Annotated in this window: 16 protein-coding genes; 10 read left to right on the top strand and 6 right to left on the bottom strand. The window is 60.8% G+C overall.

Annotation, left to right across the window (positions count from 1 at the left end):
* Window positions 1–61 precede the first annotated feature (61 nt).
* Together nrfA and nrfH are read right to left on the bottom strand one after the other, a co-directional pair.
* Window positions 62–1,549, bottom strand: a complete 1,488-nt coding sequence (gene nrfA / locus Q0248_RS06375; RefSeq protein ID WP_299320838.1) for an ammonia-forming cytochrome c nitrite reductase — start codon at window positions 1,547–1,549, stop codon at window positions 62–64.
* A 56-nt stretch (window positions 1,550–1,605) separates the two neighbouring features.
* The gene (gene nrfH, locus Q0248_RS06370) at window positions 1,606–2,190 is read right to left on the bottom strand and encodes a cytochrome c nitrite reductase small subunit (protein WP_299320837.1); all 585 of its coding nucleotides are present in this window, start codon (window positions 2,188–2,190) and stop codon (window positions 1,606–1,608) included.
* 407 nt (window positions 2,191–2,597) lie between these two features.
* Between nrfH and Q0248_RS06365 the strand changes: the two genes are divergently transcribed.
* The 10 genes from Q0248_RS06365 to Q0248_RS06320 all read left to right on the top strand — a co-directional run bounded on the left by Q0248_RS06365 (window position 2,598) and on the right by Q0248_RS06320 (window position 13,563).
* A complete protein-coding gene (locus tag Q0248_RS06365; RefSeq protein ID WP_299320836.1) occupies window positions 2,598–3,170 on the top strand; it encodes an Imm15 family immunity protein in 573 nt (190 codons plus the stop codon).
* 20 nt (window positions 3,171–3,190) lie between these two features.
* Window positions 3,191–3,886 (top strand): hypothetical protein, encoded by a 696-nt coding sequence (locus tag Q0248_RS06360; RefSeq protein ID WP_299320835.1) that lies wholly within the window; start codon window positions 3,191–3,193, stop codon window positions 3,884–3,886.
* A complete protein-coding gene (locus Q0248_RS06355; protein WP_299320834.1) occupies window positions 3,883–4,611 on the top strand; it encodes a hypothetical protein in 729 nt (242 codons plus the stop codon). The genes Q0248_RS06360 and Q0248_RS06355 overlap by 4 nt, the downstream gene beginning before the upstream one ends.
* A 211-nt stretch (window positions 4,612–4,822) precedes the next feature.
* Window positions 4,823–5,200 carry a hypothetical protein gene (locus Q0248_RS06350; RefSeq protein WP_299320833.1) on the top strand — a complete coding sequence of 126 codons (378 nt, stop codon included), beginning with the start codon at window positions 4,823–4,825 and terminating at the stop codon, window positions 5,198–5,200.
* Window positions 5,201–5,207: 7 nt separating this feature from the next.
* Window positions 5,208–5,570 carry an Imm51 family immunity protein gene (locus Q0248_RS06345; RefSeq protein WP_299320831.1) on the top strand — a complete coding sequence of 121 codons (363 nt, stop codon included), beginning with the start codon at window positions 5,208–5,210 and terminating at the stop codon, window positions 5,568–5,570.
* Between the two features lie 35 nt (window positions 5,571–5,605).
* The gene (locus Q0248_RS06340; protein ID WP_299320830.1) at window positions 5,606–6,100 is read left to right on the top strand and encodes an SMI1/KNR4 family protein; all 495 of its coding nucleotides are present in this window, start codon (window positions 5,606–5,608) and stop codon (window positions 6,098–6,100) included.
* 287 nt (window positions 6,101–6,387) lie between these two features.
* A complete protein-coding gene (locus Q0248_RS06335; RefSeq protein WP_299320828.1) occupies window positions 6,388–7,191 on the top strand; it encodes a GLPGLI family protein in 804 nt (267 codons plus the stop codon).
* A gap of 6 nt (window positions 7,192–7,197) precedes the next feature.
* The gene (locus Q0248_RS06330) at window positions 7,198–9,858 is read left to right on the top strand and encodes a hypothetical protein (protein WP_299320826.1); all 2,661 of its coding nucleotides are present in this window, start codon (window positions 7,198–7,200) and stop codon (window positions 9,856–9,858) included.
* A 597-nt stretch (window positions 9,859–10,455) separates the two neighbouring features.
* A complete protein-coding gene (locus Q0248_RS06325; protein WP_299320825.1) occupies window positions 10,456–11,817 on the top strand; it encodes a trigger factor in 1,362 nt (453 codons plus the stop codon).
* 126 nt (window positions 11,818–11,943) lie between these two features.
* Window positions 11,944–13,563 (top strand): ATP-binding cassette domain-containing protein, encoded by a 1,620-nt coding sequence (locus Q0248_RS06320; protein WP_299320823.1) that lies wholly within the window; start codon window positions 11,944–11,946, stop codon window positions 13,561–13,563.
* 168 nt (window positions 13,564–13,731) lie between these two features.
* Here Q0248_RS06320 and Q0248_RS06315 read toward each other — a convergent pair whose 3' ends face one another.
* The 4 genes from Q0248_RS06315 to Q0248_RS06300 form a co-directional block, all read right to left on the bottom strand.
* The gene (locus tag Q0248_RS06315) at window positions 13,732–14,262 is read right to left on the bottom strand and encodes a GNAT family N-acetyltransferase (RefSeq protein ID WP_299320822.1); all 531 of its coding nucleotides are present in this window, start codon (window positions 14,260–14,262) and stop codon (window positions 13,732–13,734) included.
* Window positions 14,263–14,368: 106 nt separating this feature from the next.
* The gene (locus tag Q0248_RS06310; protein ID WP_211788086.1) at window positions 14,369–14,869 is read right to left on the bottom strand and encodes a flavodoxin; all 501 of its coding nucleotides are present in this window, start codon (window positions 14,867–14,869) and stop codon (window positions 14,369–14,371) included.
* 83 nt (window positions 14,870–14,952) lie between these two features.
* On the bottom strand, window positions 14,953–16,926 hold the full coding sequence (locus Q0248_RS06305) for a fructose-1,6-bisphosphatase (protein WP_299320820.1): 1,974 nt from the start codon (window positions 16,924–16,926) through the stop codon (window positions 14,953–14,955).
* A 40-nt stretch (window positions 16,927–16,966) separates the two neighbouring features.
* Entirely contained in the window at window positions 16,967–19,207 is a 2,241-nt protein-coding gene (locus Q0248_RS06300; RefSeq protein WP_299320818.1) for an HD domain-containing protein, read from the bottom strand.
* Window positions 19,208–19,537: the final 330 nt, after the last annotated feature.

Below are 19,537 nucleotides of genomic sequence, written 5' to 3'. Positions count from 1 at the left end.
GAGGTCTGTCGCCGCGTCGAAGAGGGATATGGGATGCGACTCTAGCCGAGGGCGGCTAGGTCTAGAGCTCGATGAGCTTGCCTTGCTGCTTAGCCGACTGGACCCACTTGGGGACTACCGTCTTGAGGAACTCAGCCTTGTCAGCCTGCAGCTTCTTGCCGTCGAGGCCAATGTAGGCCCAGGCCTTTTCCTTACTCGAGATATCGGGCATAGGGACGTCGCCAGCGAAGCCGTGCTTGGCCAGTACCTTAGCGATGGCCAGTCGTGCCTCCTGTGCATAGCCGAGGCTCTGCCCTAGGATGCGCGTCACCTCCTGCGGTGCGTGGAAGGAAGCTCCGTGGCTAGCGACAGCGAAGTCCCAGCGCCACTGGCTCTTGCGGATAGCCTGCAGGGCATCCTTCATCTCAGGCTCGGTAGCGCCCTTGTCCCAAGCGTACTTAGCCTCGATGTGCGCCTTCGCCAGCTCCTTCTCTACGCGGTTGCGTACGTCGTTGGCCATGCGCTGACGATCATACACGTTCCGTCGGAGGGTCTCTTCATCCTCACGGTGGCAGGTCTGACAGGTCTTGTCGATACGGGCCAGAGGACTGACGATCTGGTGGTCGGTGTACTTGACGCCGCCCTCGCTCACGTAGGGCATATGGCAGTCAGCACAGGAGACGCCACGCTGTCCATGAATACCCATGCGCCAGAGCTCGTAGTCGGGGTGCTGGGCTTTGAGGATAGGGGCACGGGAGAGCTTGTGCGTGTAGTCGGAGTAGTTCATCTCGTCGTAGTACTTCTCTATATCCTCTACCGTGAAGCCCTTGTCCTGGGGGAAGGTGAGGTACTTGCCATCGCCCTTGAAGTAGTACTCGGTGTGGCACTGCGCGCAGACCAGTGAGCGCATATCCTGGTGGGACTGCTTGGAGAGATCCTCCCCGCGGCGCTGGAAGGCCTCGTAGATAGCGGGGCGAGCGGGCTTGAGATTCATCGTGCGGGCATCATGACAGTCCGAGCAGCCGATGGTATTGACGATCTCATTACCCCACTGACTCCAGGGGGCCTTGTAGAACTCAGCGATACCCTTCTCGCGCATCATACGGGGGACGTCGGGACTCTTACAGGTCCAGCAGGTACCAGGCTGGATATCCTTATTACCATCCACCCCTGGGGAGCCCGTACGTAGGATCTCGGTCATATCCTCGATAGCGTGCTTGTGACCGCGGGGCGTGTTGTACTCCATAGCGAAGGAATAGCCAGCCCAGAGGACGACCATCTCGGGGCGAGCGGCGAGCACATCGGCGCGCTGAGAGCCATTGAACTCACCCTGGTAGGTCGTGTCAGCGGTCCTCGCCCAGGACTGATATTCGCGTGGGAAGTCTTCGGCGAACTTTTCGTTCTGCGAGACGATCGAGTCCGTGAAGAGGTGCTTGCGATTGTTGTAGATGCTCACCACCTCAGCGCGACGCTCCAGAAGCGAGGAGACGACGAGGCCAAGGATGAAGACTAGGACCATTGAGCCTCCGAATAGGAGCCATCCCTGCCAACGCTTTAGTTGTTGTGCCATGATCTTGCGTGTCTTTATTGTTTATACTGAGTGTTGTTCTTATGCAGTAAGGGCGCTTAGTTCACCATCTTCTGCAGCCAGTCAGGTACCGGCGTCTTGGGCAGCGGCACCTGAGCTCCTGGAGTGGACGAAAGGGAATTCATCTTGCCGTGAGCGACGTCTCGGTGACAGTCCCAGCAAGCTTGACCGGCGCCGCACTTGGCATCCATGTAGGTGATGCGACCGGTGTTGACCAATTCAGTGTTGAGGGTAGCGTGGCAGCGTACGCAGTTCTCCATGATGACCTCTGCGCTCTCATCGATGGCGCGGATCGCCTGTCGCTCCTGTCGAGTGACAAACTTGTACACATGGTTCATCCCGTCCTTACCCTTGAAGTAGTACTTACGGAATACATTGTCGTGCGGTACGTGACAGTCGTTACACGTGGTATTGCGGGCATGAGCTCCATGCATCCACGTAGCGTAGTAGGGGGTCATGATGTGGCAGTTGACACAGGCGGAAGGGTCGTCTCCTAGGTAGGTGTGGAACCTAAGCAAGTAGAGGAAGAGACCGACCAAGCCTACCACCACCCCGCCCACAAGCAGCAGGGCGACCTTCATACGGCGGCCCAAGCGCGGTAAACGTTGTAGGAATCTGTTCATTACCCAGTATGGTCTAAGTGATAGTTCTACTGCAAATATAAACAACTTTTCATTCATTACGATCACGTACTACTTCGAGTGCACCAAAGTCTATTTACGGACAAATTTTAAGAAGCCTTTGGACAGCTAGCTTACCCGTCTCTGGAGGAGGTGCAAGGCCCTTCCCATCACCTTTCCCGAAGTAGCCCGAGCGGCCTTCTAGACTAAGGCTCAAAGGCAGAGCTACGAGGCCAAGCTAAGTCCCTGCTGGGCGCGTGGTGAATTCTCCCTAAATTCGTACTCGGAGCGGGGTGCCTCTCGACGAAGTGCCACCACCTCCGTAGCAAGGTGTACGAGTAAAGGAAAGGAATGCAAGGACCCAAGGCTCAGGACCCAGCCAAGCCTCGGCCCAGCCACTCAAGGAGCACATGACGCAGCAAGCACAGCAGACATTCATCACCGCCGAGGTATATCGGCGGCTATTGATGCCCCAGCTCTTCGACACGATAGCAGGCCTCAGCTTCGCCGACGGGCGCTTCGAGGAGCTGCCACTTATCACTAGGTACAGCAGCGTGGACTTCCTTAGGGACTACTTCGACGGCGAGGAGCTATCACGCTACCTGCTCTCCCTCGCCGAGGGCTTACTGCGCGACAGCCGAGTTTACTTCCGACGACTGCTCCCACCGCCCGTCTACGGTAGCCTCTTCAGCTGCCTGACCTTCGTAGACCTCGAGGAGGAATGGGAGGAGGTGGGCTTCTGCGTACCGCGGCTCTTCTTCAGCACGCTCCCTACGGTCAGCTACCTAGCCACTGCCGAGCGCCTCGGGCTGGAGGCGCAGCATACCTTTGGGCGCATCTATGCCCCCTACCTCGCGAGGCGGGAGCAGCAGATCTACAGGACGAGGACAAGACAAGGCGGAGTGGAGACCGAGCGCATCTACCTGCTCGCCGCCGAGGAGCTGCTCGCAGACAGGCCTCACCACACAGAGCAAAGCCTATGATAAGCCAAGGACAGCACCTAATGAAGGGCGATAAACGACGTCCAAAGACGCTCCTCATCGAGCAGCTCACGGAACTCATAGAGGCAGAGCTTAAGGTCAAGATCACCACGCAGCCTGGGCGTAATGAGGTGAGCTTTAGGCTGCAGAAGGACGCGCTAGAAGTCTTACGGATGCGCTTCCTGACTGGGACGCACGCCCCTGTGGGGGCGACCTTAGCCTTCACCTTCCACATCAGCGTCACACAGGGACGGCTCAGCAGGCTCTTGCGGTCCGTACTCGGCGAAGGAAATAGACTGCAGAGTGTCTATACCGAACACTCCTCCAACCTCACCCGAAGGGCAGCATTCAGGAACTACGGCATAGTCTGTCTGTATCCAGGCGAGGATGCTCGCAGCCTTGCCAAGTTACTTCTCCCGCTACTTGTCAGGGACTTCATCTACCCCGCGCTCGCCCTCTTCCGAGAAGAGGAGGTAGTCCTAAGCCAGGTAGTCGCCAAGCCAAGCGCCTATACCTATCCCCTAGCGACGATCCTGATCCTCCTTTGGCTACAAGGGCGGCTGGATGATTACGAGCAGCTGCTCTCTGCCTACCCTGACTTCAAGCCCAGTGATCGCGGACTCGTCCAGCGCCACCAAGTGCTCGAGCAGCTCCGCAGCTTAGCACACCTGGAGGAGCTGCTCGCAGACAAGCCACCCCACACAGAGAAGAACCTATGACAAGCCAAGGACAGCATCACAGCATACGGAGGAGCCACGACGAACTAGTGCAGACCTTGATCGGACTCCTCGCTCAGACCTCAAAGGATAAGGTCGCTCGACTCTTCTTAGCCAGCCTGAGCAGCCATCGCCTCGATTGGCGGGCAGGGCTCGCGGCCTATGCCTCCTCCTGCCTATTCGAGGACCATAGCTTCGTCGAGCAGCCTCCCGAGCGGCGAAGCGAGGAGTATGCTGAGTACAGCCCTTGCGTCCTCTGTGGCAATCGCAGGAGTGAAGAAGCCTTCGAGCCCGAGGTAATGCAGAAGCTCTACCTAGAGAGTGGAGGCTTCTGTCGACATGATCTATCGGCACTGTGCTATATACTGGAGTACACTCTGAGTCTAGAGTCCCCGCAGCCGACCCTTCAGGATAGCGAGCTCCTCCGTGCGATCCTCGAGGTGCTGAGCTCTGCGGATGGGAAGAAGCGCCAGGTACTGACAAAGCTCAGAAAGATTCCTGCCTTCGAGGCGGACGCAGAGCAGTGCCAGTACCTACTGGAGACCTTCGGCTACTGTGGCATCCTACGGACGCCGCAGCATCCCGCACCCTCCGTAGCCTTCCGCGATATGATCTTCCCTCCTCGGCGCTCGCACAACACCGACTGGGCCTACCCAGCGGACTTCTGGGAGCCTGCCTATGGGATCGATCCGCAAAGGGTCGCCTATTGGTTTGGCGCCTATCTATAGGGCGAAGCGAGCTCCAGGCATCGTACCCTGCTCGGCCTTATAGCGAGCCCCCCGAGGTCCTTGGCAGTGCATGCCGCGCCTGCGCTTATAAATTAATTACCTTTGCCTTAGCAGCAGGACAAGAGCCCTAGAGGGGCATCCTCCTTATCGAGGAGCCTCGGGCCTACGTACTCGAAGCAAGATACAAATACTAGCTACATCCACCTAAGACATGAGTGATCATAAAGTATATGGGGACCGCCCCGAGAATAACAGCAAGGCCGATTTAGTTCCGCTTAGGTACTTCCTCGGGCTTATAAAGGAGATCCAAGAGTGCTCCACCTATCTAGAGGACCCAAAGTATGACGATGGCTGCCAAAGCCTATTGGTATGCATAGAGCTCCTGCTGATGATCTGTGAGCGCTACCCCAACACCGTCGCAGGATCCATATATAGGCTCAAGCGAAAGAAGGTACAGGAGCTGTGGAATGCCTGGTGGGAGCGGAACGAGAAAAAGATCCCTGCAAAGTATAGAACTGGCACCAAGGAGGCTGCGGATGCGCTATTCGCTCGACTTATGGCAGTCAAGAGTGACGTAAAAGAAGGATAACAGGCCTATGAAAGAAGAAACATTAAGTCCTTTCAGACTCATTCAGCATAGCGATAGCTGGAGTCTCACCCTAGTGACGGACGATGATGCCCTTAGCCTCCTCGCCCTATCCCCAGACGAGCTAGAGCTGGACGAAGACCTTGAGTACGGCGGCTATTTCTGGGATGCCTTAGCCCAGTACCACCTGCACTCGGGACGCGTCGAGCTGGAGGATGAGGTGGGGTTTGATTCGGAGAGCAGCATGTTCTGCATGTACTCCTCGAGCGAATCCGCCCTTAGGCGCTTCGCCGAGTCCTTCAAGGAGGCCTGCGCTGACCCTGAGACCTTAAAGGAGATGCTGCAGGGCTTCGGCGAGTACCTAGACTACTAGTCAGCCGCTCCTCGAGCCAAGCGCTAAGAGCTCTAATGGAAAGGAGAGAAGCTGATCAGCCCGCCCTATTCCAGGGGGCGGAGGACGTCGCGGAGGCGCCACGAGCGAGCCGTGAGGCCATCGAAGCCGTATTCCCAGGCGACTTCCCCGGCAAGGAGGCGCTCATCCACTTCTATACCGAGGTGGGGGCAGGCTCCTTCCCAGGCGGGGCGAGCGTCACCTCCTCCGAGGCCGAAGGAGCGGGCGCGCCCGAGTACGGGATGGAGGTCGAGCGCTTCCTCTCCCTAGAGGAGCTCCCGGGCTACCTAGCCGAATACCAGAAGTTCGGGGGCTTCGAGACCTACTGCGAGGGATATATCCCGATCGCGGGCGATGGCTGCGGGAATGGCTTCTTCGTGAGTAGCCTCACGGGGGAGGTCTTCTACCTAGACCACGAGTACGGCTTCGAGGAAGGGATCTTCAAGGTCGCGGGGAGCTTCGCCGAGGTCCTCTCCTCGGTCCGCCCCCTTGAGGTAGGCGCAGCTGACTAAGACCTAGGGGGCAAGTGCCGCCTCCCCGCCCTGAGCAGCGCACCCAGCGACCAAGACAGCAGCCCAGCCCTATGCCCGAGGATCGTCAGGCATAGGGCTGGGCTTCCTTATGGATATCAGTCAGCGCCCTGAGGGTCGTCAGTCAAGGCGCTGAAGGTCGTCCCTCAGCTCATCGACTGATATCCCTCAGCGCGCCCAGCTACGCCCGTCACGAGCGCCGCACCGAGATCGGGAATGAATTACTACCTTTGAGCTAAGGAAATACCCCTTCTATCAAGACCACCGCAATGAAGATGAAGACACTAGGCCTTGCCCTCCTTACACTCCTCGGAGGCAGCACGCTCACCGCCCAGGCACAGAGCACGGACAGCATCGCCCACACGCTCCTAGTAGCGAACTACGACTACAGCTGCCGCAGTACCGACGCCGAGGGGAAGGAGCTCACCATCAGCTACGGCCTCACGCTGCAGATCGGCCAGGACCAGGCATGTACCCTCGGGCGCAAGCGCCACGACGGGGAGAAGGATCAGAGCGAGCAGCTGCTCTACGTCCCCACTACCTGGCAGAACTACCCCACAGGCCACATGACCTCCCTCGAGACCGTACCACCCTACCGCTACCTCACCGATGAGGCGATGCGCCCGCTCCGCTGGACGATGCTCGCCGAGCGCGACTCGATCTGCGGGCACCTCTGTCAGAAGGCTACGGCTGAGTACGCGGGGCGCAAGTGGACGGCTTGGTTCGCCGAGAGCCTCCCCACGCGCTTCGGTCCCTGGCGCCTCCATGGACTCCCCGGACTGATCCTGCGCGCCGTCTCGGAGGACGGTATCCACCGCTTCGAATGCCTCGGGGTAGAGGATGTGAAGGAAGCCATCAGCTACACTGTCCCCGAGGGGGCGGTGAAGTGCCCACGGAGCAAGTTCGTCGCGCTACGCAACCGCCTCTTCGGCAACCCCAACTACCTCACCAAGCCCTACTACTATATCAAGCCCGAGGAGATCAGTAGCATGACGATCGTGAAGGGCGCAATCATCCTCGGCGATGTGCTGATCAACACGAAGCCCGCCAAGTTCCAGCCCCTAGACTACTAAGTGCGCATGCTACGGCGCCTCTTACTCCTCGTCGTGCTCCTAGTGGGGCTCTCCCCCGCTCGAGCTCAGGCGCAGAGTCAGCCCCAGCCACGACGGCTGAGCCTCAGCGGTCAGCTGCGCTCGGGCACGGAGCCCGTGGCGGGGGCCGTGCTCGCCCTCCTGCAGCCCTCCGACTCCAGCATGCTGGCCTATGCCATCACGGACAGCCAGGGGCGCTACACGCTCCAGCTCGAGACGGCACTCCCCGAGCTGCTGCTGCGCGTGCGGAGCCTCGGCTACCGCCCCCAGCTGCGGCGGATCAAGGCCGAGACCCAGAGGCTCGACCTCAGTCTAGAGCTCGAGGAGCGGCTGCTACGGGAGGTGCTGGTCAAGGCACAGCGGCTCTGGGCACAGCGCGACACGCTGAACTACCTCGTCTCGGCCTACACCCTGCAGCAGGACCGCACCATAGGGGACGTGCTGCGTAGGCTACCTGGCATCACCATCGAGGACAACAAGGTGATCAAGTACCAGGGCGTCCCGATCAACCGCTTCTATATCGAGAACCTCGACCTCCTGCGGGGGCGCTACAATCTCGCCACCGAGGGGATCAAGGTCGAGGATGTGGCCACCGTGCAGGTGCTGGAGCATCACGAGCCCGTACGTGCCCTGCAGGATCAGCGCCCTTCGCAGCAGGCAGCCATCAACCTACGGCTCAAGGACAAGGCCAAGGGCATATGGTCGAAGGCCCTCCGCCTAGGGGCGGGTGCCTATGCCCCTGGCCCGCTATGGGACGCCACCCTGCAGGCGAGCTACTTCGGCAAGGGGCGGCAGCAGCTCCTCCGCTATAGTAGTGACAATCTAGGACGCGATCACGATCCAGCAGCCGTACTCTATGGCGCCTTCGTCAGTGAGCCCACACAGCTGGTGGAGCTCGTGGCGCATGGCCGCCCACCCGTAGGCAATGGCCTCTTCGGCTACCGCCACGGCGCCCACCTCAGCTCACTCACCAGACTCGCCGACAGCGCCAGTCTCAGCTACCAGCTCCACTACCGACATCTGTCTGCCCACGGCAGTTCCTTCGCCGAGACCTCCTACCTCCTGCCCGAGGGAACGAGGCTGCAGCTCACCGAGGACATCAGTGACCGCACGCAGCTTCACGCCACGGAGCTCCAGCTGAGCTACGAGAAGAACCGCGCGCAGAGCTTCGTCAGCAGCACGCTCATGCTCTCAGGGGAGTGGAATGAAGGGCGCGGGGAGCTAAGCTCCGTGAGCCGCAGGCTCCCCCAGGCTGCGGGAGGCACGGCCGAGATCGGGGAGCGCCTGCAGGCCCTTCACCACCGCACGCTCCGACTGAATAGCCGCACGCGCTGGGTGCACCGCGGGGCGAGCGGGGCAGGCTTCGAGTGGAGCTCCACCAACAGCCTCAGCTCCGCCCCTCAGGCCCTAGTGCTGGAGGGGAGCAAGGCAGCACGCCAAGACCTCAGCCTGAGCACCTACGCCTCCTCCAATACGCTCGAGCTGCTGCGCAAGGTCGAGACGCAGCGCTGGACGCTCTCGGCGACAGCGCATCTCGACGCCCGCTACACGACGCTCAGCTCCAGCCTCACCCACCCCGACGTCCCGAGGGGAGGCCGTGGCGAACTAAGCCATCTGCACACCCGCCTTGCGCTGGGGCCCATCCTACGCTACAGCCACGGGACGCTCCAGGGCTCGCTCCGCCTCCCGCTAGCCCTCGGCTACACCCTGCTGGACAATGCCCCTGTAGCAGGCGAGCGCAGTGATGCCCATCGGCTGAAGCTCCACCTACAGCCCTCCCTCAGCCTATCATGGAAGGCCAGTGACAGCTATAGCCTGCAGGCCAGTGCCAGCTACAGCGCCAGCGAGACCCCCTGGCGCCAGCTACTCACGGCGACCATCATGCAGAGCTACCGCAGCCTCACACGCTACCGCGCTACGCTCCACGACAGCCACGCCGCTAGTGCCGAGGCTCGGCTCTCCTATCGGGAGCTCTTCAGCCGCATCTTTGCCCACATCGAGGCGGGCTGGCGGCGCTCGTGGAGCGACATCAGCTACGGCACACGGCTCGACGAGGAGGGGCAGCGCCTCCTCGAGGCTGCCTACCTCCCCCACCACAGCGAGCGCTACACGCTCACAGCCTACGGGCGCAAGGATCTCGACTGGCAGACGACACAGCTCGCCCTCTCGGCTACGCTCTCCCGCAGCGAGCAGGAGCTCCTCCGTCAGGGCGTCCGCATCCACTACCGCGCCCTGGGCTACGGGCTCCAGGGCTCCGTCGGGCTCGACCTCACGAGCGGCTACCGCCTCGAGTACGACGCCCGTTGGCAGAGGCTCAGCTCCGAGCTCGTAGAGCAGCGCCTCTGGAGTAGCGCCCTGACGCAGCGCCTCCAGCTGAGCCTCGACCTCCTACCCACGAGGCTGCAGGCCAAGCTCCACGCGAGGCACAGCCACGATAGCAGCCTCGCCCTCGGGCAGCGGGACTTCCTCTTCCTCGGGGCGAGCCTGAGCTACAAGCCCAATCGGCGCCTAGAGCTCATCCTCGACGGCGACAACCTCAGCGACATCCGCAGCTACTCCACCCGCCGTCTCGAGGAGCTCGAGGAATACCGCAGCGTCTATCACCTGCGCCCCCGCTCGCTCGTCCTCTCCCTACGCCTGACCCTCTGAGCCGTCGCCTGCGCCCTTCGTCCCAGCGCTGCGAGCAGCCCCTTCCTCCCTTACGTTCCCCCCACTGCCCTCAGCGTGCTCCAGTTTGCTGGGGCAGCACCCACCTGTGCTGATAGCGGAGTGACGCAAGGCAGTGGAACGGCTTAGGCTGGAGGCAGCGCTAAGGGGGAGGGGCGTGAGGGATATCCGTCAGCGCTCTGAGGGACGTCAGTCAGGAGCGTGAGGGATAGCAGTCAGCCTCCCCATGGATATACCTCTCGAAAGCGGGACAAGGCTGTCGCTGTGTTGGGACACCTTTGCCCCTCGGCTCGGAGACCTCGGGCAAGTCTTCGCTAGGCGGCGCAGAGCCCCAGCCATAGGCTCTTAGGCTAAGGCTAGCACCGCAGGAAGCACAGCGGTAGTGGCAGTAGTGCGGCGAGGGCTCGAGGCAGGCCCAGCAGCTCAGGATAGGGATTAGACCTCAGCCCCTCCCTAAATCGGCCTAGTCTTGCCTAAGTGTATGATTTTCCCTATTTTTGTGGCTAATTGTTGCGGGCAGCTCTAGGGCTGCCTGTAGTATCCAAGACAAGAGTAATACATTATATAGAACAAGAAGAAATGGCTGTATCGATTAAGCAGACTTCGGATGTAGCTGCCGTCATCACCGTCTCGGTGAAGGGAGCAGACTACCAGGCACAGGTAGAGAAGGAAATCAAGAACTATCAGAAGAAGGCTACGCTGCCTGGCTTCCGTAAGGGGCACGCACCTCTGGGCCTGATCAAGAAGCAGGTCGGGGAATCCATCAAGGTAGATGAGATCAACCGCTACGTGGTCAAGGAGCTCTTCGGCTACATCGACGAGCAGAAGCTCCAGATCCTCGGGCAGCCCCTGCCCGTAGTCGCAGACTATGACTTCGCTACGCAGGAGGACTTCGACTTCGACTACGACGTAGCTCTGGCACCCAGCATCGACGTCCAGCTGAGCAAGGAGGACAAGCTGACCTACTACAACATCGCCGCTACCAAGGAGATGGAGGACGAGCAGATCAAGCACATGCTCGACAACGCTGGCACGCAGATCGACGCCGACGAGGTCGCTGATAACGATGTCGTCTACGGCCGTATGGTCGAGCTCGCTGGCGGTGCGCCCAAGGAAGGCGGTATCGTCGCAGAGAAGGCCCTCATCCTCCCCCGCTTCACACGCAACGAGGAGCAGAAGGCTAAGCTCATCGGCGCTAAGCTCGGTGACACCCTGACGCTCGTCCCCTACAGCCTCTATGATGGCCAGCCCGCAGAGATCACCTCGCTGCTCGACATCAAGCGTGAGGACGTGCCTGCACTCGAGGGCGTCGAATTCAGCTACGAGATCAACAAGATCTCCCGCCGTCAGCCCGCTGAGATGAACGAAGCCTTCTTCGTCGAGGCCTTCGGTCAGGAGAGCGAGATCCGCACCGAGGAGGCGCTGCGCCAGAACATCCGTGAGAGCTTCGGCGAGCAGTTCGCTACCGAGAGCGACTTCAAGTTCGCCCGCGACCTGCGTGAGCTGCTGCTGGCCAAGGCTGGTGACGTCAAGTACGACGAGGCCCTGCTGAAGCGCATCTTCCTGGCCAACAATAAGGAGGCTAAGGAAGAGGACATCGACCGCGACATGCCCCAGGTGCTGAAGGACATCACCTTCGACCGCATCAAGGGTGACCTACTGAAGGCGCACAACGTCAAGATCGAGGATGCCGACCTCGAGAAGCTGGCTCTGATCGTAGCCAAGAACCAGTTCGCCATGTACGGTATGACCTCTGTGCCCGATGACCTGCTGGCTAGCTACGCCAAGAACATGCTGCAGGACGAGCGCACGAAGGAGAACCTCATCGACCGCGTCGCCGACTCCAAGCTCGCTGAGATCGCCAAGTCCGTGATCAGCGTCGAGGAGAAGACGGTGACTCCCGAGGAGTTCAATGCTCTGGTGAACGGAGCCAAGGCCTAAGGCCACGCCCCTCCCATCGAAGGTCTCTCCACAGGGTCTACGCTCTGTAGAGAGACCTTCGTCTCGTCTACTCGCTAGCCTTCGCAGCGGCGAGCATTCACTCGACACCCCTATTACCTATAGCTTATGATCACAGTCAGCGATCTCTCTGTGCAGTTCGGGAAGCGCATCCTCTTCCAGGACGTCAACCTCAAGTTCACCCCCGGCAACTGCTACGGCATCATCGGGGCCAACGGTGCCGGTAAGTCTACCCTACTACGCACCATCAGCGGCGCCCTCGAGCCTACGCGCGGGAGCGTCACCCTCGGCCCCGGCGAGCGCCTCTCGGTACTGAGCCAGGACCACTACGCCTTCGACGAGTACACCGTCATGGATACGGTGCTGATGGGGCACAGCGTCCTCTGGGCCATCATGGAGGAGAAGAACGCCCTCTATGCGAAGCCTGACTTCAACGACGAGGACGGCAACCGCGTGGCCGAGCTCGAGGACAAGTTCGCCGAGATGGAGGGCTGGAATGCCGAGAGCGATGCCGCCATGCTCCTGAGCGGCCTCGGCATCAAGGAGGACCTCCACTACAAGCTGATGAAGGAGCTCAGCGGTAAGGAGAAGGTACGCGTGCTGCTGGCACGTGCCCTCTACGGCAAGCCCGACAACCTCCTGCTCGACGAACCGACCAATGACCTCGACCTCGAGACCGTAGCTTGGCTGGAGCACTACCTCTCGGAGTACGAGCAGACGGTGCTGGTGGTTAGCCACGACCGTCACTTCCTCGACTCGGTCTGCACGCACACGGTGGATATCGACTTCGGCCGCGTACAGCAGTTCGCTGGTAACTATAGCTTCTGGTACGAATCCAGCCAGCTCGCCCTGCGCCAGCAGCAGCAGCAGAACAAGAAGGCAGAGGAGAAGCGCAAGGAGCTGGAGGAATTCATCCGTCGCTTCAGCGCCAATGTGGCCAAGAGCAAGCAGACCACCAGCCGCAAGAAGATGCTGGAGAAGCTCAACGTCGAGGAGATCAAGGCCAGCAGCCGCCGCTACCCAGGGATCATCTTCACCCCCGAGCGTGAGCCAGGCAACAAGATCCTTGAGGTCAAGGGTCTGACGGCCTACGCCGACGACGGCACGCTCCTCTTCCGCGACCTCAACTTCAACGTAGAGAAGGACGACAAGATCGTCTTCATCAGCCGTGACCCACGTGCTATGACGGCGCTCTTCCAGATCATCAACGACGAGGAGAAGGCCAGCGAAGGCAGCTACGAGTGGGGGCAGACGATCACGATGGCCTACCTGCCGCTGGACAACTCCGCCTTCTTCGACACGGACATGAACCTTGTGGAGTGGCTCTCACAGTTCGCCGCCGACACCAATGAGGTTTATCTCAAGGGCTTCCTGGGGCGTATGCTCTTCTCTGGCGAAGAGATCCTCAAGAGCGCCTCTGTCCTCTCTGGGGGCGAGAAGATGCGCTGCATGATCTCGCGCATGATGCTCAAGAATGCCAATACGCTCGTCCTCGACAGCCCTACCAACCACCTCGACCTCGAGTCCATCCAGGCCTTCAACAACACGCTCAAGGCCTTCAAGGGCAATGTCCTCTTCACCAGCCATGACCATGAGTTCATCCAGACGGTCGCCAATCGTATCATCGAGCTGACGCCTGGCGGGATCATCGACAAGATCATGGACTACGACGACTACATCACCGATCCCACGGTCGCTGAGCTCAAGGCCAAGTACTACGGCAACTAAGCCGAGCCACCGAAGCCTCTCAAACGACCCAGCCCCCGAGCCGCAGATCTGCGACTCGGGGGCTGGGTGCTTAGTAGAGGGCTAGGGCTACAGTCTAATGAGGTGGGCGGCGCCGTGCTTCTTGGGAGGAGGCACCGTCTGGGCTGGGCTGGCCTCGGCGGGCTAGTGCTAGCTGTGCTCCCTTTCCCTTGAGGGCTCGGGCGCTAGCTGAGCGTAGTGCCATTCATCTAGGATACGGCCGTTCTTAATCACGGCGCGCTCCATTACGCAGCAGAGGCGATAGCCGGCCTTCTCGAGGACGCGCTGCGAGGCTTTGTTGTAGTCGAAGACACCCGCGAAGATGCGTACCAGCCCAAGCTGCTCGAAGCCGTAGGTCGTCATCAGCCGTGCCGCCTCGGTTGCATAGCCTCGTCCCCAGTAGGGCTCACCGATCCAGTAGCCCAGCTCGGCCGAGCAGCGGTGGATGTCCACCCCTGGGACGAGGCCGACGACACCGACCAGCTGCCCCTCAGCCTCGATGGCAAAGTTGAGCTGCGGGCACTCGCCTTGGCACAGCGCGATGAAGGCCTCGGCATCCTCGAGGCTATAGGGCGAGGGGATAAAGTCCCTAAGGTTATCCCAGATGCGGCGATTATCGCACAGCGCTGCGAGGGTAGGCGCATCCTCGGGCACAAGAGGACGTAGTCGTACGGAGCTCATAGTAGTGGCTAGCTAGGATCAAGGGCAAAGGTCTAGAAAGAACGAGCCCCAGCGGCTCCTCGATTGAGGGGGCGCTGGGGCTCGTCGTGCTTGGGATCTCTAGCGACTAGAGCTCGGGCTGGATCAGAGCCACCCACTTCTCGATGCGCTCATCCGTGAGGTCGGACTGATTCGCCTCGTCGATGCAGAGCCCGATGAGCTTGCCATCCTCTTCGGAGGCCGTAGCGTCGTAGCTGTAGCCTTCGGGAGCGATCGCGCCGATGAAGGTAACGCCAGCGCCCGCGAGGCCTTCCTTGATCTTAGCCAGAGCCTCACAGAAGCTGTCGGGATAGCTGTCGGCATCTCCACAGCCGAAGAGGGCTACCTTCTTCCCAGAGAGGGGCTGCTCAGCGAGCTTGGGGAGGAAATCCTCCCAGTCGTCCTGCAGGTCACCGATCCCCCAGGTCGAGGAGCCGAGGAGGAGCACGTCGAAGGCAGCGGCCTCTGCAGCGCTTGCGCTCGCTACGTCAAAGATGTTTGCTTCAGCACCGAGTGCCTTACCGAGGCGCTGTGCTACCTCACTCGTCGAGCCCGTAGAAGAGCCGTAGAAAATACCAATCTTGCTCATATTATTCTAGCGATGATATGTTAGTAATGTGATTTGCTTCAGCAAAGATAGTAAACTATCTCAGCACTGCACACCTCAGAGGACTACTCGACCTCCTTGATGAGCCCGTGGCGGTAGGCGTAGAGCAGCTTCTTGAGCTCGGATACCTGATCCTTGAGCACGCCGCCCTGGTCCGTAGCCTGCACCAGCACACGGTCGGTAGCGTACTCCCTGACTACGGAGGTACTGCTGATATCGGCCATATGCTCGATGGCCTCCTTGGTCGAGCTGAAGGGCTCGTGCTTGACTAGGTGCAGTCCCTGCGAGTTGAAAATCAGCGTGTAGCCCGCAATCCCCGTGCTCGACTGATAGGCACGGCTGAAGCCTCCGTCGATGAGCATCAGCTTGCCCCCAGCCTGCAGCGGGTGCTCGCCCTTGACGGCCTTGACGGGCACGTGCCCATTGATGATGTGCGTGTCGGGCCCCGTCAGACCGAACTCCTCAAGGATGCGCTCGCACACCTCCTGCTCCGTACGGTAGACATAGTAGTAGCCCTTCTCCTCGTGGTGCGTAGCCTTGTCGGCGATGAAGTAGCGCTCGAAGGTCGTCATCGCGCTCTTGTCGAAGAGCGGCGAGTCGGGGCCACACCATAGGTACCACATGAAGTCCACGGCCTCCTCGTGCTCCTCCTGATCGCGCGCGGTCCAGTGCGCCAGGCGGACGAACTCGTCCACGCGGTCCATCAGCGCACGCCCTGCATAGAGCTTCTTACCGATGCGTACCTTGCGGAAGCTCTTGTCCTTGTTGAGCGGCACGGAGGCGTGGAAGAGGAGATTATGGTTGTAGGTCAGGTACATGCTGCCCTTCTTGTAGAGGAAGTTGATGTGCGCACGCAGCTTGTCACTGTGGCGGAAGGAGTGCAGCAGACGCTCTACGACCTCGGCCTCCTGCTCCGTCAGGCGGTAGGGGTCGCTGGGGTCCACGGTCGGGAAGTGGGTATCCTTGAGCGGGTGTGTCTGTCCGTCGGGCAGCGTGATCGTCCCCTCGCCGAAGTTGATGCGATGCAGTAGGTCGCGATCCTCCATGTGGTACTCGGGACGACGGGTGATGATCTGGTGCTCGAGCTTGAACTGGATGATGGCGATGGCCTTGTGCATCTGCCCCATCAGCACGAGGCTCTTGTCGTCGTACTTCTCATCCGTATCGCCGAGCTTGGGCTTGAAGGCCTCGCAGGGATCGCTGCCGTAGACCTCCATCGCTAGACGTGCCAGTGGGAGCATGTTGATCCCATAGCCCCCCTCGAGGGTGGCGGAGTTGGCATAGCGCAGGGCGATACGTATAGCATTAGCCATGCTGGCGGCATTGCCCACTGCAGCCCCCATCCAGAGCATATCGTGATTGCCCCACTGGAAGTCGAGGTTGTGGTAGGTCAAGAGGCGCTCCATGATGACATCAGCCCCTGGGCCTCGGTCGAAGACGTCGCCCACGATATGCAGCCGGTCGATCGCCAGGCGCTGGATGGTCTCGCACAGAGCGGTGATGAAGTCATCGGCCTGCCCCGTCTCGATGATGGAGTCGAGGATGGCACCGACGTAGGCAGACTTCTTGGGGTTCATGCTGTCCTCGTGCGTCAGCTCCTGTGTGATGTAGCTGTACTGCGGGGGCAGCGCCTTGCGCACCTTACTGCGGGTGTACTTCTCGCTGACGCGCTGCAGCACCTTGATGAGCTGATTGAGCGTGACCTTGTACCAGTCATTAGAGATCTGGCCCGTCTGCGCTAGTCGCTCGAGGCTCTCTTTGGGGTAGTAGATGAGGGTGCAGAGCTGGCGGAGCTCCTGCTCGCGGATCTGGCCAGAGAAGAGGCTCTCTACCTTGGTGCGGATGGTCCCCGAGGCATTCTTCAGCACGTGGATGAAGGCCTCGTACTCGCCGTGGATGTCGGCCAGGAAGTGCTCCGTCCCCTTAGGGAGGTTGAGGATGGCCTGGAGGTTCATGATCTCCGAGGCTGCCGCTGCGGCATTGGGGAACTGCTTGGAGAGCAGGCCGAGGTACTTGAGTTCGCGTTCTGTGATGTCCATAGTTGTAGGGTCGTATCGTTTGGGGATGTATTCCTATTACCTATTGCTGGCCGACCTCGCGCACCTGCTTGACGCCCGAGGCCGATCGTATCTTCTTGATGAGGAGCGTGAGCGCCTCGCGGCGCTCGTAGTAGAGGACGAAGGTGCCGTGGAAGAGGCCGTCCTCTGAGTGGATGGAGTAGCTGCGGAGCTTGATCCCCGCCTCCTTGCGGATGAGCGAGGTGATGTTGGTCGCTATCGCGAGCTCGTCGCGCCCGATGACCTCGAGGCTCGCCAGCTGGCTGTGGCCCTCGTCGCCATTCCAGCGCGCGGCGATGATCTTGTGCGGCGAGTGGGCGAACATATCGGGTGCGTTGGGGCAGCTGGTGCGGTGTACCTTGATCCCACGGCTGGTCACCAGGCCGAAGACCTCGTCCCCGAAGAGCGGGTGGCAGCACTGGGCCAGGCTGTAGGCCACACCCGAGAGGCCGCGGTCGAGGATCAGCATCTCCTTGCTCGAGAGAGGCTGGTCGGCCTCCTGTGGCTCCGTGTAGACGAAGGCCTCGGCCGAGCGCGCAGCGCCGACCGTGGGGCTCGCCTCGAACTGGGCGACCTGCGTCAGCTCCTGCTCGTAGAGGCCAAGGATCTCCGCCGTGTCGATGCGCTCGTGCGTCAGGTCGCGGTAGAAGTCGGAGAGCGTCTTGTAGCCCTTGCGCTGGGTGATGCGTATGAAGGCCGCTTCGTCGAAGGGGAGCTTGCGGTTCTTGATCCTGCGGCGTATCATCTCCTTCGCCAGCGCGATACCCGACTCCTCCTCAGCGCGCAGCAGCTGGCGGATCTTCGCCTTGGCCTTAGGGCTGACGACGATGGACAGCCAGCCGGGCTTGGGGCTCTGCTGCGGGGAGGTCAGCACCTCGACGCTGTCGCCATTGTTCAGCACATGGCGTAGCGAGGCGTTCTTACCGTTGACCTTACCCGAGATGGCCTTGGCGCCCACACGGCTGTGGATGGCGAAGGCAAAGTCCAGCAGGGTCGCCCCTAAGGGGAGCTTGAGGATCTCGCCCATGGGGGTGAAGACATAGATCTCCTGCGCCTTGAGCGTCAGCAGTGAGGCCTCCAGCGTCTGGCGCTTCTCCTCCTCGTGCTCGGAGGTCTTGACGGCCTCGAGGGCCTCACGGACGGAGGCGAGGAATTCGTCCAGACCGCTCTCACTCTTGATCCCCTTGTAGCGCCAGTGTGCCGCCACGCCCTGCTCGGCGATGGCATCCATGCGGCGCGTACGTATCTGCACCTCTACCCACTTGTTCTCGGGGCCCATGACCGTCGTGTGCAGGCTCTCGTAGCCGTTGCTCTTGGGGATGGAGATCCAGTCCTTGAGACGCTCGGGATTGGGGCGGTACATGTCGGTGATGATAGAGTAGACCTGCCAGCAGGCACTGCGCTCGCGCTCGGGCGGCACGTCGAGGATGACGCGTATGGCGAAGAGGTCATAGATGTCCTCGAAGTTCTGCTTGCGCAGCTTGTTGCTGATGGAGCTGACGCTCTTGACGCGTCCCTTCATCTCGAAGGGCACGCTGAGCTCGCGCTCCAGCTGCGCCCGCACGGGGGCGATGAAGGAGGCGATATAGGCGTCGCGGACATGCTTGGTCTCGCCAAGCTTGCGGGTGATGAAGCCGTAGGTCTTGGGCTGAAGGTACTTGAGGCAAAGGTCCTCCATCTCGCCCTTGATGGTGTAGAGCCCTAGGCGGTGGGCGATCGGCGCGTAGAGGAAGGAGGTCTCACGCGCCAGCTCCTGCTGGTCGGCCTCGCGGAACATCGAGCGGGCATGCCGGAGCAGATACAGCCGATCGGCTATGATCAGCAGCACGACGCGTATGTCCTCGGCCATGGAGATCAAGAGGCGATGGAAGTTCTCCGAGCTGATGGACTCGCGCCGCGTGTAGAGCTCGGCGGTGCGCGCCAGCAGCTGCAGGAGGCGTACCTCCTCGCCTCCCAGCTCGCGCCCCAGCTCCTCGAGACTCAGGGTACCGCCCTGCACGGGGCGATAGAGCAGCACCGCCAGGGCGCAGTGATGATCCAGTCCCAGCTCTCCGAGGACGAGCAGGGCCACCTCCATGTGCTGGACGAGGCCTGGGATGCTGTGCGTCCCCTCTTCACTGGACTCGAAGCAGCCCGACTCCTGCGCCGCGCGCAGCCAGAGGTAGACACGACGTATTTGCTCGGGGCTCAGCTGAGCATGCAGCTGCCCGAGGAGCTGGCGGCTACAGCGCCAGAGTGCTTGCACTTCGTGGGGTCTAAACATCGGACAAGTAGTGGTCTAAGGGTGACTAGTAGCAGCAATAAAGGTACGAAAAGACCTCCGTCAATCCAATAGACGGCGTCTACCGACCCTTTACCCTCGTCTACTCCTCGCCCGCAGCTGCGGCCATCCTAGGCTAAGCGGGGCGCGCCATCCGCCTCGACCGAAGGCCCTACGCTGGGGGACTTAGCTCATCTCCCTCAGCCGCTTAGCCCGCCGCACAGAGGCTCGTGACGAAGCCTGATAAGGCAGTCAGCGAGCCTACATCATAGGCTCGGCGAGCGAAGATCATAGACTTCCCGAGCAAAGTAATAATATTGCTTGGGATTTATT

The sequence above is a fragment of the uncultured Porphyromonas sp. genome (assembly GCF_938046015.1).
In the GTDB taxonomy this organism is placed as follows: Bacteria; Bacteroidota; Bacteroidia; order Bacteroidales; family Porphyromonadaceae; genus Porphyromonas.
Note: the sequence above shows the minus strand (reverse complement) of the source record. Positions and strands in the feature narration are given on the sequence as shown.